We start from the raw sequence: 13,288 nt of genomic DNA on the forward strand, positions 1-13,288 counted from the left end.
CTCCAGACTTACGTCCGGTAAGCCTGAAACAGGAACCGCTCAAGCCTCTCTCCGACCGATTTGACTTTAACGGAAGCAGCAGTCGTTAATCAGCTCGAAATGACACTCTTCTTCATCTAGCGGAAATGGATGCAGCTAGTTGACTTCCTTCGGCGTGATAATCGGCGATTGTCCCCATTAGCGGCGTGCAGTTCCATTAGAATTTCAAAACCCTACCTATTGACGAAATAGCGGCCGTGACCGCCATTAGATAAACAGCACCCGAGCGACCTCGGAATAACCCCTTGGAATTGCTATTGGAAAGCCACCCAAAAAGGGTTCGAGAAGGAGACAATCGATCTGAAAAAAAAACGAACCTAGCCTGTTGACTCTCACCGCTTGATTCGCCCCTCTACCTTATCATTCCAACGATCAAGGCACTGTACCCAAACCGATGAAAACGGCTGCTCCTTTCGTTTGTTCACGAGGAACTTGGGGCAGCCTCTGCTCGCCCGATGTAGATGCGGCCGGTTCCCTCGCAGGTGGAGCAGGCTTCATAGAACAGCGTCTCCAGCCCCTGCCGCCGCTTGCGCCGGGTTAGCTCGAACAACCCGAGCCGGGTCCAGCCGAGCAGCTGCAGCTTTCCCCGGTCATGCTTGGCGGACTCCTCCAGCTTGCTCTTTACAGCCTGACGATGCTCTTCCAGCTTCATGTCGATGAAATCGACCAGAATCATGCCTCCGCTGTCGCGCAGCCGAAGCAGGCGCGGAATCTCTTCCGCCGCCTCCAGATTGGTGCGAAAGACGGTTTCCTCCAGATCGGCGTGTCCGGTAAACCCGCCGGTGTTGACATCGATGACCGTCATCGCTTCTGTTTTATCGAAAATGAGGTAGCCCCCGCTGGCAAGAGGTATCTTGCGGCGAAGCGCATGCTCAAGCTCGCGGTGAATGGGGTAGGCTTCGAACAAAGGCCTCTTCTCCCGATGGATAACAATCTTCGAGGCGAGCTCGGGAGCCATGGTTCGAAGCAGCGCGATAATGTGTTGGGCAAGGCTTGCGTTGTCCAGCACGAGCTCATCGACCCGGTCCGTGAAGAGATCGCGAACGAGCCGGGGAATGAGATCAAGGTCTCGATAGACGAGGCAAGGTGCGGTCAATGGCTTGGCCTTTGCAAGTGCGGTTCGCCACAGATTCCGCAAAAGCCCCCATTCCCGCTCCAGCCGGTCTTCCGATATTCCCTCTGCCGCCGTACGCAGGATGATACCGTCGCCATCCCGTCGCAGACGATCCCCCACCGCCTTCAACCGCTGCTTCTCTTCGGAGGAGCCGATTCTCCGGGAGACCGCAGTATAGTCCGCATCTGGCATATAGACGAGCGCCCGGCCGGGGATGGTAAAGCGGGTCGTCACACGCGCTCCTTTGCCTTCCTGCGCTTCTTTCTTAATCTGAACGAGGATGTCCTGGCCGATCCGAACCAATTGCTCGATCCCCGGCTTGCGCCCGTCCGTTCCATCGTGATGGGGAGGCAGCAGGTCGTCCCGATAGAGAAAGGCGTTGCGGCTTTGTCCGATATCGACAAAGGCGGCGTCCATCCCGGGGAGCACATTGACGATGCGGCCCTTGAACACATTGCCGGCGCGTTCCTTCTCTTCGGGTCCCTCCAGATAGAATTCGGACAGCCTTCCGTCTTCCACAAGGGCGACCCGGCTGATTCCCTTATCCCATTCCACGACTAGTTTATTCATCATTTCACCTCAGTGCTGATCTCCCTATATTCTACAGGAACACCTCGGAAACCGCACGGTCGGTTTTATTGCCATCGAAAAAAACTTGCAAGAGCGCCTGCTCCGGCACGATCCGCTCCACCGATCCCCGGCTCCCGCGAATGCAGATGAGGTGATACTTGTCGCGCATGAAGAGCTTGGCCACTTCCTGAAGGGTATTCCTCTTCTCCACGTCAAGCCGCCTGATCTCGGCGCCTTCCTTCAAGAATCGCCGAGCGGCTGCCTCTCTTCCCATTAAATAGCGGAGGAATTGAAAAGGGAGCTGCCGGTACCCGTACCAATTGGTCGCAAACAAAAAGAGCCCCACCGCCAGTACGTTCAAATTCAAGCCCCCCGACAAGCTCGGCACCAATGCCCCGAGAGCGAGGAAGGCGCTGAGCGCAAGGCTGATCCTCGTTCCGAGAACAAGAGACCGATGATAGGTGAACAGCCTCCCCAAGGCGACAAACAACACTCGCCCTCCGTCCAAGGGATGGATCGGGAGCAGATTGAACAGCCCGATGAGCAGATTGGCCCGCAGGAAATAATCCCACCACCCGGATTCACCGAATCCCATCCGGGAGCATAGCAGCGCGAACGCGATCATGATCGCGTTTTGAAGCGGCCCTGCTATGGCGACGATCAGTTCTTCCCGGGCGGGAACGTTCGCTCCCTCCTCCGTAACAGCTACCCCGCCGAATGGCAGCAGCTTGACTTCCCGGATCCGCCAGCCGAACGATTTCGCCGCTGCCACATGCCCGAGCTCGTGAATCAGGACGACGCCGAATAACGTCAGCAGTTCAAGAAAATACCCGGTCATGGCAGACAGCAGCATGAGCAGCACGAACAACGGATGGAAGCGGTACTCCGTACCAAAGCACTTAATCAAATTTAACCCACTCCACCGGATTGACGTAAAGCCCATCCTTCATGACGGCGAACCGAAATTGGCCCCGGCCATTGTCTTCGTGACGAGAAACGCGGCCGAGCGCCTCTCCCTTCTGTACCCAATCTCCCTTCTGCAGTGTTAGCTCTGCAAATCCCGCATAGGTCGATTCCATTCCCCCCGAATGACGAATGGTAAGGGTCAGGCCACCGTCGGTCTGTTCTCCCGAATAGGTGACCATGCCTCCGTCCATCGCAGAGACGGGAGCTCCGGCCGCTGTCGCTAATCCGATCCAAGGCGTCGAATCGGTAAAAGAAGAGGAGATCGTCCCCCTCACGGGCACGGCGTATGGCTCTGCTCGATTAGCTCCGACCTCCGTAGCAGCTTCCCCGCTAGAATGGTAGGCAGGGAGAAAGGAAGGAAGCGTTCCAAACCGCTTTTCGTACCAGACCGAAACCGCCTTGAAATTCCATTCGTTCGTCATGACCTCGCGCACGGCCTGGCGCACCGGCTCCGTCTTAGCCGTATTCGTATGAAATACAGCCCAAACGGCCGCAAACAAGAGAATGCTCGCCGCAAGCTGAATCCGCAAAGTTCGGCCGATGTGAAAAAATCGATTTTCCTCCTGTTGACCACCCGCTTCGAGCAAGCCTCTACCGCCGGCCTGTCCGAACAGCAGCCGTTCCTTCTCCTTCCATACTTCCTCCGGGTCTCTCTCCTGCGGCTCCTGGGCGACCCAAAACCCTTCCTCCCGCAGAAGATTGTCCCGCAAGCGTTCCTGAATGGGCACGGCCTGACGGATTTCCTCGTCCGTCCAAGCCCTCCTCTCGCGAGCGTAGTCCAAGTTCTCGGCATCTCTGCCGCTCCGCTCCTCTTCTAGCCTCCACAATCCATTCCGTCTGCGTTCCGGCTCCGAAGATTCCCTATACCGGTCCGAATCGTTCTTCCTCGTCAACGTGATCCCTCCCCAACCGGGCTTGTTTCTATATCCTATGAAGCCCGTCCGGCGGGAATGACAATTGCTGTTTCGCGGTTCAACAATGACGTTTTATGGTTCAATACGGTGCATTCGTGCGGCTAGTGGAGCAGACAAGACAAGCTCGAAATATCAAAAGCGCAGGTACGCTCGATAAGCGTACCTGCGCTATAGGGATAAGTCGGGTCGTGCTACCGCTACTCTTCCAGCGGTTGATCCTGGTGGATGCGAACGCTGAGAACGAGTCCGATGGATATCAGGTAGATCAAGAGAGAGGTGCCGCCGTAGCTGATGAAAGGGAGCGTAATGCCCGTCAATGGCATCAGCCCCATCAGCATTCCGACATGCTGGAAAATTTGAAAGACGAAGAAGGACACAATCCCGATGATCAGGTATTTGCCTCCGAGGTCTTTGCATTCCATGGCGACCATGATCATTCGGTAGAGCAGGACAAAATATAACATCAGAAGCACGGAAGAACCCACAAAACCGAATTCTTCCGCCACAACGACGAAGACAGTGTCCGTATACGCAAAGGGTATACTGTTACCGTGAACCATTTTCCCCTTTGTGTACCCGTCGCCTGTAAGTCCTCCCGAACCGATTGCCTTCTTCGAATTTTTGAACTGATAGCTTTGATCCTGATCTTTCGCCGTATCATCAGGATTGAGGAAAGTATCGATCCGCTTTACCCAGTGAGCACCATTCATATCAGTCATGACCTTGGCGACCTGATCGTGATAATTTGTAAACAGATAGAGAAATCCTCCGGCAAAAACCGAAAGGGCGGTCACCCCAATCAGGACGTGGGAAAGCTTGATGTTGCCTACCCAATAGAGGCCGATCATGATGACAAGCAGGATCACCGCATTCCCCAGATCCGGAAAGGAGACGATGATTACAAAGGGTATCCCCCCGACGAGGCCTATGGGAACAACATCTCGAAAAAAGCCCAGTTGAGCTCCACGGCGCTTCACCAAAAAGGCAGCGATGGTTATAATCACCACGACCTTGGCCAATTCCGCTGGTTGAAACTCCACCACCTTGAGGTCATACCAGCCCAGCGCGTTGTTGTGTGGGGTCCCAAACGGGTAGATGCCCACAAGCAGAAGGATCGTCAGACCGTACAACGGCCAAGCGAATTTCAAGAGATAGCGGTAATTGAATAAGGAAACCGCAATCATCACCACGAGTCCAAGCGAGAAGAAAACAACATTTTTCTTGGGAAAATTGCCGTTCTGAAACTTCGGACTGTCCATGGTGGCACTAAAGATGATCATCGTTCCGAGAATCAAAAACAGAGAAAGAATGAACAGGATGGTCCAATCGATTCGTTTAAGCTTGTTTAAGAGGGTCATACTGGTTTACCCGATCCCAAAAAATTTCTTCACTTTGGTCAGGACGCCTTCCTTATCGCTCAGGGAGATCAAGGGCACCGTGTCGCCCAGAATTCGCCTTGCAATATTGCGGTAAGCGATCGCGGCGCGTGAATTCGGATTCATGACCGTCGGTTCGCCCGAATTGGCCGCCTTGATGACGTACTCGTCATCCGGAACGATGCCGAGCAGATCGATCGCAAGCACCTGGCAAATATCATCAATGCTGAGCATATCTCCGCTCTTGACCATATTCGGTCGGATGCGGTTGACGATCAGCTTGGGAGATTCGATCTGGCGCTCCTTTTCCAGGAGACCGATGATGCGGTCGGCATCCCGAACCGCCGCATTTTCTGGAGTGGTCACGACAATCGCTTTGTCGGCTCCTGCTACGGCATTCCGAAAGCCTTGCTCAATCCCGGCAGGGCAATCGATGACGATATAGTCGAAATCCTTCTTGAGGTCAAGGATGATCGTGCGGACGCTCTCCGGAGAAACGGCATTCTTGTCTTTGGTTTGGGCAGCCGGAAGCAGATAGAGCTCATCGAATCGCTTATCCTTGATGAGCGCTTGCGGCAAGCGGCAGCGTCCTTCGACAACATCGACCAGATCATAGATGATGCGGTTTTCGAGTCCCATGACGACATCCAGATTGCGCAGGCCGATATCCGTGTCCACCATGCACACCTTTTTGCCCATCAGAGCTAGCGCCGTACCCAGATTGGCCGAGGTCGTCGTTTTGCCGACGCCTCCTTTACCCGAAGTGACAACGATCGCTTCTCCCATATGCTCACTCCCCATTTAAAAACATGTTTTGCGCATCCGGCCTCAGTCGGTGCAGTTGGTTGATCCTGTCGATCACCATCGCATCTTCGCGAATATAGGCGAACTCCATATAGGAGTCTTTATCAATGCCCCATTCATCCGGAGGACGGCTGATGATGCCGGCGATCCGCAGCTGGGTCGGTCTCAGATGAGACGCCGCCACAATGGCTCCCCGCTCTCCCAAGTACCCGGCGTGAGCCATCCCGCGAAGCGAGCCGAGGATGTAAATATCTCCTGCCGCCAGCACCGTTCCCCCGGGGTTCACATCGCCCAGCAGCATCAGATTTCCGTCATGCTCGACGGTTTGGCCGGAGCGGATAACGCCCTTGATGATCTTGAGCTCGCTCATGGGATCGGATGGCTTCGGAACTTCGGGATCCGTCTCCACAGACTGGACAAGCAGGTTTTCCCGGCTAGCGATGATCTCGAGAATCTCCGTTTTCTCCGCTTCGTTAATCCGACGTGTTCCCAGCTTCACCTGAATATGAATGGGTGGCCCGCTTAAGATCTGGTCATGGGTTTTGCTCAGCTTGTGGCGAAGCTCCTCGATCAGCTCCGTATACCGGCAAGAATCGTCCATTTGAAAGATCAGGCCATCCTTAACACCTTTGATGGTCACCCGGCTTCGGGACGCTCCCGAGGGACCGGCCGAATCTTTTCGCGGTTTGCCTTTCATCGGTTTGTTCATTCCTGCTCCTTTACCCGCTGAGGCATTCGTACCCGTTCCATCAGCTTGCGCAGGGGAACGTAGAAGGCGAGCGCCAGCAGCAGGTTGGCTACGACACTGGGGAAGATATGGTGGAGAAACGACCATTCCGGACTGGTGTGAATGACGTCCATCAGCCTATAGATCGCATAGATCAACCATTCAAATCCGAAGATTCCCGCAGCCACAATAAATAGAGTCGTGAGGATATTCCGCTCGGAGCGAAACGGCAAGAGTCCGGCCGCATAACCGACCAACCCATATCCGAGACAGAAGGTTCCGATCATCGGACCGTAAAAGATGATATCATGCAAAAGACCGAACCCCAGGCCGAAAAAAAGCCCGTAGTGCCGGTTCCAGTAAATCCCGATAAATAGAATCACGATAAGGACGAGATGAGGGGAAACGAGAATCCTCGACTGCCAATCGGCAGGGAGAAACCAATTCATCCAGGTCCCCTCGATCAGAAAGATCAACAGCATGATGACCACAAGCAGACTTCGCCGCATGGTACCTCCTTACTCCGGCTTCTCAACGATGAGGACTTCCCGGAGATGGACGAAATCCGCAGCCGGTTGAACGTAAGCGATATAATTTAGGCCGAGCTTGTCCACTTCCTTGGACAGCACGGTGCCGATCACGATTCCCTTCGGAAACACCCCTCCGATGCCGGATGTGACGATCGTGTCGCCCTTGGCTACGGGATCGCTCGGGCTGATCTTGGACATGATGAGCAGGCCCGTCTCCGGATCGTAGCTGACGACCCCGAAGGAATCCGATTCCTTGCCCTTCACTGTCGCCGAGATTCCCTTGGTCGGCGTGGTGGCGGAGGCTTTATCGGATTCGCTGTCCGTGGCGTTCAAGGAGTCGATGGCGGTCAGCAATTGAACGTTGGAGGTGAAGTCCGAGGCATCCATCACCCGGCCCACCAGTCCCTCCACCGAGATGACAGCCATGTCTTTCTTGACGCCGTCCCTCGCTCCGACGTTAACCGTGATCACCTTGCTGTAGGGGTCTGAGCTGTATGCAATGACTTCGGCCGGATGGTACCGATAGTTGTTTGCCGCCTTCTGCTTCTCGGTAAACCCGAGAAGATCCTTCAGGCGGAGATTTTGTGCTTCCAGCTCATTCAGCTTCATCGTATCCCGGGAATATTGTGTCAGGGTCAGCCGAAGAGTTTTGTTCTCCGCGTAGATGGTACGAATATCGCGAATGTCTTGAACCAGGTTCGCCACAAAGCGGGCGGGCCGGTTGAAAATCGTTTGTGTCCAGGACACGGTATCCCGTAAAAAGCGCTCCGGCGCTGTTGCCTTCTCCCTTGATAGCGTAACGCCGAACAAGGCGATGAAGATGATCAGGGAGACCATCAGCACGAGCAGCTTCTTATTCCCCATAAGCTTGTACAAAACGGTCACCCTCTACTTCCTAGTACGTTGCCGATAACGGTAAGGCAGATAACGAACTGGCATTAGCGGCGGGACTTGGTGGAGGAGTTGCCTTTGTTTTTGAACAGGTGAATGTTGTCGAGCGCCCGGCCGGTGCCGATCGCAACGCAATCGAGCGGGTTGTCCGCAACCATCACAGGCATCCCGGTCTCACGGGCAAGCAGCTTGTCCAGGTTGCGCAGCAAACCGCCGCCGCCGGTCAGCACAATTCCGCGGTCCATGATATCGGCCGCGAGCTCCGGTGGGCATTTCTCCAGCGTGACCTTCACGGCATCGACGATCGCGTTTACGGTGTCGGCCAGCGCTTCGGTCACTTCATCCGAGGTGATCGACATCGTCTTCGGCAGTCCGGTGACCAGGTCGCGGCCGCGGATTTCCATCGTTTCTCCTTTGTCCATCGGCAGTGCGGAGCCGATTTCGATCTTCATCTGCTCGGATGTGCGCTCCCCGATCATCAGGTTGTACATCCGCTTGATGTATTGGGTGATCGCTTCGTCCATTTCATCGCCGGCGATGCGGATCGATTTGCAGGTGACGATGCCGCCGAGCGAGATGACGGCCACTTCCGTCGTTCCGCCGCCGATGTCGACGACCATGCTGCCCGTCGGCTCCCAGACCGGAAGATCGGCGCCGATGGCAGCCGCGAACGGTTCTTCGATGGTATAAGCTTCGCGGGCGCCCGCTTGCTTGGTGGCGTCTTCAACCGCGCGTTTCTCTACCGCGGTGATGCCCGAAGGCACGCAGACCATGACATGCGGCAGACGGCTGAACATTCCCCTCTGCTTCTGGGCTTGGCGGATGAAGTATTTGATCATGATCGCCGTCGTTTCGAAGTCGGCGATGACGCCGTCCTTCATCGGGCGAACGGCGCGGATGTTTCCGGGCGTGCGGCCGATCATCTTCTTCGCCGCTTCCCCCACCGCTTCGATCGTTTTTGTATCCGTACGCAGGGCGACCACCGAAGGTTCCCTCACGACAATTCCTTTTCCTTTTGCATATACAAGGGTATTGGCTGTACCCAAATCGATTCCGAGATCTTTCGTTGAAAACATGAACAGTAAACTCCCTTCGCGCCTTTTCAGGCGGTTGCTAGTCTCATTATATTACAGGTACCCTTTTTCCTTCAAACTTACAAAAGTTCGATCACCCAGCACGATATGGTCCAGTACATCGATTCCGATGATGTCTCCCGCCTCTTTCAGCCGGTCCGTCAGCTCGATGTCTTCTGGACTCGGTGTGGGATCTCCGCTCGGATGATTATGTACGCAGATGATGGAGGCGCTGCTCCGCTTGATGGCGGCAAGGAAAACTTCACGCGGATGCACGATGGATGCGTTCAAGCTTCCCATGGAAAGCGTCTCTCGGGCGATGACACGGTTTTTGGTGTTGAGAAACAGACAGACAAAATGCTCCTTCTGCAGATACCTCATGTCTTCCATCAGAAAATCCGCCACGTCCTTAGGCGACCGGATGATGATCTCATCGCGGATCGAGGTGCGGGCTAAGCGTTTGCCAAGCTCGATGCCCGCTTTAATTTGGACGGCTTTGGCCGGACCGATGCCTTTGATCGTTGTCAGTTGCTCGATGCTCATCTCCACCAGGCTGCCGAGAGAACCGGACTCCTTGAGGATTCTGCCGGCTAAGCCGACCGCCGTTTCACGAGCGGTGCCGGTTCTCAGCAGAATGGCGAGCAGCTCGGCATTGCTGAGCGAATCGGGTCCAAGGTCCAGCATCTTCTCACGCGGCTGTTCGTCAGGCGGAGCCTCGCGAAGCGTAGTATGCTTGGCAGAAAGGTTGTCCATGAAAGCCCTCTTTCCGTGTGAGCTGGCAGACCAACAACGTGAAAACATCTACTTATTATAGCATGATATGGGAAGGTTACAAATCCCAAAATCGTCCAGACCGCGACAATGCAAATCAAGCGTCAAACAGCACATTTCCGCGGGCAAAGCCTGCTGTGAAATGCCTCTGGACCGGATATACCCTTCCTCTCCCGTCCACACTAAAGAAGCGGAGCCAGGAGCCGTCTGTCTATGCTCCGCCCTCCGCCTCATCGAAAGTCCGTCGAACAAGGAAGGAGCCCGTTCATGAAAGCTGATGCTCGGACATTCGCAAAAGAAAGCCATTGGGTCTATATCCGGGAAGTCCTCATCGTCCTCCTCTCCTCGCTGCTGCTCGCAGCCGGGCTTGAACTCTTCCTCATTCCCCATCAGCTGTTGTCCGGAGGAGTCGCCGGTCTCGCTTCGATCATCGGTTATTTAACGAATTGGAATATTTCCGCCCTCTATTTTGTCTTGAACATCCCACTCGTCGTTTGGGGATGGAGAGCGGTTGGCCGCCGATACATCATCCTCAGCCTCGTGTCTATCCTATCCACAACCTGGTTTATGGAGCTCATCCCCGCTTATTCGTTGACGAAGTACCCTCTGCTTGGCGCGGTCTTCGGTGGGATCGTCACGGCGGTGGGCATCGGATTTTCCCTTCGCGCGGGCGGTTCCACCGGGGGCTTCGACATCATCGGCTCGGTGGTGACCCGCAGGCGCGATTTCCCGATGGGAACGGTCATGCTCTTGCTAAACGGAGTCGTCATTCTCATTCTCGGGTTTTATAAAAATTGGGATCTGGCTTTGTTCTCGATGCTGTCCACATATGTGAAAGGCAAGTTCGTTGACCTGATTCACGTCCGGCACATCAAGATGACCTGCTTCATCATCACGAAGAAAAAGGATCACATGCTCAACTGCCTACGCAAGCTTCCTCACGGGATCACCTGTATGGAAACCGTAGGCGGCTACAGCGAGGAGAGCAATTATATGTTCATGACGGTCACCACCCGGTACGAGGTGGCGGAACTGAAACGGCAGGTACTGAGCATCGATCCGGCCGCTTTCATCAACATGGTGGAATCGACCGCAATCGTCGGCCGTTTCGTGCGTCCCAAGAAGGAAGGGGATTTATAATTCGTGGTTGGGTTGGCCGCGTCAAGATAAAGAAGAAGACCGTTCCTTGGTCAACGACCAGAGGAACAGCCTTCTTAGCGGATAGCGTATGGGGATTCCTGTTACTCCTTGAAAATGGCGTCGATCGCAGCGATTTCAGCCGCGGTCAGCTTGATATCCAGCGCCTTCAGGTTGCTGGCGATCTGCTCCGGCCGCTTCGCGCCGGGGATGAGCGCGTCAATGGCATCGCGGGTAAGGTACCAGGCAAGTACGACATGGGCAACTTCATAGCCTTTGGCTGCAGCGATGTCGCGCAGCTTGTCCACTTTCTCCAAGTTACGCAGATAAGCGTCACCAGTGAATAGCGGGTTATTCCCGCGGATGTCACCTGCTCCAAACACGGTATCCCGCTTGTATTTGCCGCTCAGCAAGCCGGAAGCGAGCGGGAAATAAGGGATGAAGGAAATGGTATGTTGATGCGCATAAGGAAGAAGCTCCTGTTCGGCTTGGCGTCTCAGCAGATTGTACTCCGATTGCAGAACGTCTACATAGCCATCCTTATTCGCTTCGCGCAATTGCTCCAGAGAGAAGTTGGATACGCCGATCGCACGAATCTTACCGGCGTCCTTCAGACGTTTGAGCGCTCCGACCGCTTCGTCCTTGGGGGTTTCCTTGTCCGGAAAATGGATGTAATACAAGTCGATGTAATCGGTTTGCAGACGTTTCAGGCTGTCATGGACCGAAGCCTCCAGAAAGGCCGGAGAGTTGTCGAAAACGACCTGGCCGTCCACAAATTTATGAGCGCCCTTCGTGGCAATGACGACTTCGCTCCGCTTGCCATTCTCCTTCAACACTTCTCCAATCAATTCTTCCGAGCGTTCCGGACCGTATATAAATGCGGTGTCGATAAAATTGATTCCATTCTCCAATGCGGAGCGTACAACGCCTTTCCCCGTTTCGTCGTTCAGATTGGGGAACAGATTATGTCCGCCAACGGCATTGGCACCAAGGCCAATTGGAGTCACATTCAATTCCGTACGTCCAAGCTTTATTTTTTCAGCCATGAGGGTTCATCTCCTTATTTTCTGGTAAGTATTCTGATGGCTCTCCCCAATTATACAAAATTGAAAGTGAAAAAGAAAATATATCCCATCCGAATAATCAGAATAACCTCGCCAAACCGACTCATATCACCGTTTTCGCCCATATACGGTACCGTTTACCGGCCTTCACGACTTCAATCGATTTACGAAACTATCTTCACCCTTTCACACATCCAACCGATGTGCCTCCCCGATGAATTCTAACGGTTGCCACAGCCGCTATTTACTCGATATTTACGGTTTGGAAAATCTAACGGAGATACACGCAGCTAATGTGGGCCAATCGCGGTATTCACTCCAAAGTGAGCTAAATAGCTGCGTACAGTTCCGTAAGATTTTCAAAAGTGCCTTTTCGAGCTAAATAGCTGCTGCTGATTCCTTTAGAATTGATTCCGGTCCTTGATGCAGCTCACGATTGCTGTACGAAAAAGAGCCAAGACTTTGATTAAAGTCCTGGCTCGCGTCATGCCGTACCCGTGAAACAGCTTCATGAATTCAATCGGCGAATCGGCGAATCATCCCGAAACTGATGCTGACTTGTCAGAGACTATCTCCATATGGAGATACCCAATTTCTGTAGCATTGGATAGAGCAGATTGAGCGGCAACCCCATAATGCTAAAAAAATCACCTTCAATCTTCTCGATGGAGACAGCCCCGATCCCTTGGACCGCGTACGCGCCGGCTTTGTCCATCGGCTCGCCGGTTGCCACGTAAGCGCGGATTTCTCTTTCGCTCATCGGGCGGAACGTCACCTTGCTGAACGAATACCCGGACAGCACCTCTGCTTGTCCATCAGCTTCCGCCAGTATCCGGTAACTTGCAAGACCGCCGATGGCAAAGGTGGAATCGGCACCCGGAATCGTCTGCACAACCGCATTGTCCAAGTGATCGGCATTCAAATGCGTCGCTTTCTCCATTGCCGCCGGATTGCCCGAATAATCGGCATCCACGCAAGCCACTCCGCTGAATACTTCATGCGTCCGACCCTGCAGCGCTGTCAGCATCCGAACGGCGTCGTTCTCGTCACGCGGCTTGCCGAGCACGGTTCCATCCACGACCACGATGGTATCAGCGCCGAGGATGACCCCTGGAGCGGGGACTCCGCATTGAAGTACGGCCAGTGCCTTCCGCATGGCAAGAGCGGCGACGATGCTCGCGGGAGAGAGAGCGGGCTCCGTCGATTCATCCGCATCGCTGACCCGCACTTCATAAGGCAGACCGAGCATGCGAACCAATTCCTGGCGGCGGGGGGAGGAGGATGCAAGATAAAGCGTCTTGTTGATGGACAT

13 protein-coding genes are annotated in these 13,288 nt (G+C 54.5%); 1 reads left to right on the forward strand and 12 read right to left on the reverse strand.

Features of this window, described 5'->3' with window-relative positions:
• Positions 1 to 460: 460 nt before the first annotated feature.
• The 10 genes from BN2684_RS11035 to radC form a co-directional block, all read right to left on the reverse strand.
• Complete coding sequence (locus tag BN2684_RS11035; RefSeq protein WP_058302546.1) at positions 461 to 1,723, reverse strand: Rne/Rng family ribonuclease; 1,263 nt, start codon at positions 1,721 to 1,723, stop codon at positions 461 to 463.
• 31 nt (positions 1,724 to 1,754) lie between these two features.
• A complete protein-coding gene (locus BN2684_RS11040; protein WP_159065785.1) occupies positions 1,755 to 2,630 on the reverse strand; it encodes a M50 family metallopeptidase in 876 nt (291 codons plus the stop codon).
• Positions 2,623 to 3,582, reverse strand: a complete 960-nt coding sequence (locus tag BN2684_RS11045) for a M23 family metallopeptidase (protein WP_058302208.1) — start codon at positions 3,580 to 3,582, stop codon at positions 2,623 to 2,625. Before BN2684_RS11045 ends, BN2684_RS11040 begins: the two co-directional genes overlap by 8 nt.
• A 218-nt stretch (positions 3,583 to 3,800) precedes the next feature.
• Positions 3,801 to 4,961, reverse strand: coding sequence for an FtsW/RodA/SpoVE family cell cycle protein (locus BN2684_RS11050; protein ID WP_058302209.1), 1,161 nt, complete (start codon positions 4,959 to 4,961; stop codon positions 3,801 to 3,803).
• A 6-nt stretch (positions 4,962 to 4,967) separates the two neighbouring features.
• Positions 4,968 to 5,765, reverse strand: coding sequence for a septum site-determining protein MinD (minD, locus tag BN2684_RS11055; RefSeq protein ID WP_058302210.1), 798 nt, complete (start codon positions 5,763 to 5,765; stop codon positions 4,968 to 4,970).
• Positions 5,766 to 5,769: 4 nt separating this feature from the next.
• A complete protein-coding gene (gene minC / locus BN2684_RS11060; protein ID WP_392389007.1) occupies positions 5,770 to 6,492 on the reverse strand; it encodes a septum site-determining protein MinC in 723 nt (240 codons plus the stop codon).
• On the reverse strand, positions 6,489 to 7,019 hold the full coding sequence (gene mreD, locus BN2684_RS11065) for a rod shape-determining protein MreD (RefSeq protein ID WP_058302211.1): 531 nt from the start codon (positions 7,017 to 7,019) through the stop codon (positions 6,489 to 6,491). Before mreD ends, minC begins: the two co-directional genes overlap by 4 nt.
• Positions 7,020 to 7,028: 9 nt before the next feature.
• Positions 7,029 to 7,925: a rod shape-determining protein MreC gene (gene mreC, locus BN2684_RS11070; protein WP_234340218.1), complete on the reverse strand. Its 897-nt coding sequence runs from the start codon at positions 7,923 to 7,925 to the stop codon at positions 7,029 to 7,031.
• Between the two features lie 53 nt (positions 7,926 to 7,978).
• On the reverse strand, positions 7,979 to 9,007 hold the full coding sequence (locus BN2684_RS11075; RefSeq protein WP_187385765.1) for a rod shape-determining protein: 1,029 nt from the start codon (positions 9,005 to 9,007) through the stop codon (positions 7,979 to 7,981).
• Positions 9,008 to 9,058: 51 nt separating this feature from the next.
• Complete coding sequence (gene radC / locus BN2684_RS11080; RefSeq protein WP_058302213.1) at positions 9,059 to 9,757, reverse strand: RadC family protein; 699 nt, start codon at positions 9,755 to 9,757, stop codon at positions 9,059 to 9,061.
• A 285-nt stretch (positions 9,758 to 10,042) separates the two neighbouring features.
• Between radC and BN2684_RS11085 the strand changes: the two genes are divergently transcribed.
• Positions 10,043 to 10,915, forward strand: coding sequence for a YitT family protein (locus tag BN2684_RS11085; protein WP_058302214.1), 873 nt, complete (start codon positions 10,043 to 10,045; stop codon positions 10,913 to 10,915).
• 101 nt (positions 10,916 to 11,016) lie between these two features.
• Here BN2684_RS11085 and BN2684_RS11090 read toward each other — a convergent pair whose 3' ends face one another.
• Together BN2684_RS11090 and BN2684_RS11095 are read right to left on the reverse strand one after the other, a co-directional pair.
• Complete coding sequence (locus BN2684_RS11090; protein WP_058302215.1) at positions 11,017 to 11,958, reverse strand: aldo/keto reductase; 942 nt, start codon at positions 11,956 to 11,958, stop codon at positions 11,017 to 11,019.
• Between the two features lie 586 nt (positions 11,959 to 12,544).
• Complete coding sequence (locus BN2684_RS11095) at positions 12,545 to 13,288, reverse strand: Maf family protein (protein ID WP_058302216.1); 744 nt, start codon at positions 13,286 to 13,288, stop codon at positions 12,545 to 12,547.

The sequence above is a fragment of the Gorillibacterium timonense genome (genome assembly GCF_001457415.1).
Lineage (GTDB): Bacteria > Bacillota > Bacilli > Paenibacillales > NBRC-103111 > Gorillibacterium > Gorillibacterium timonense.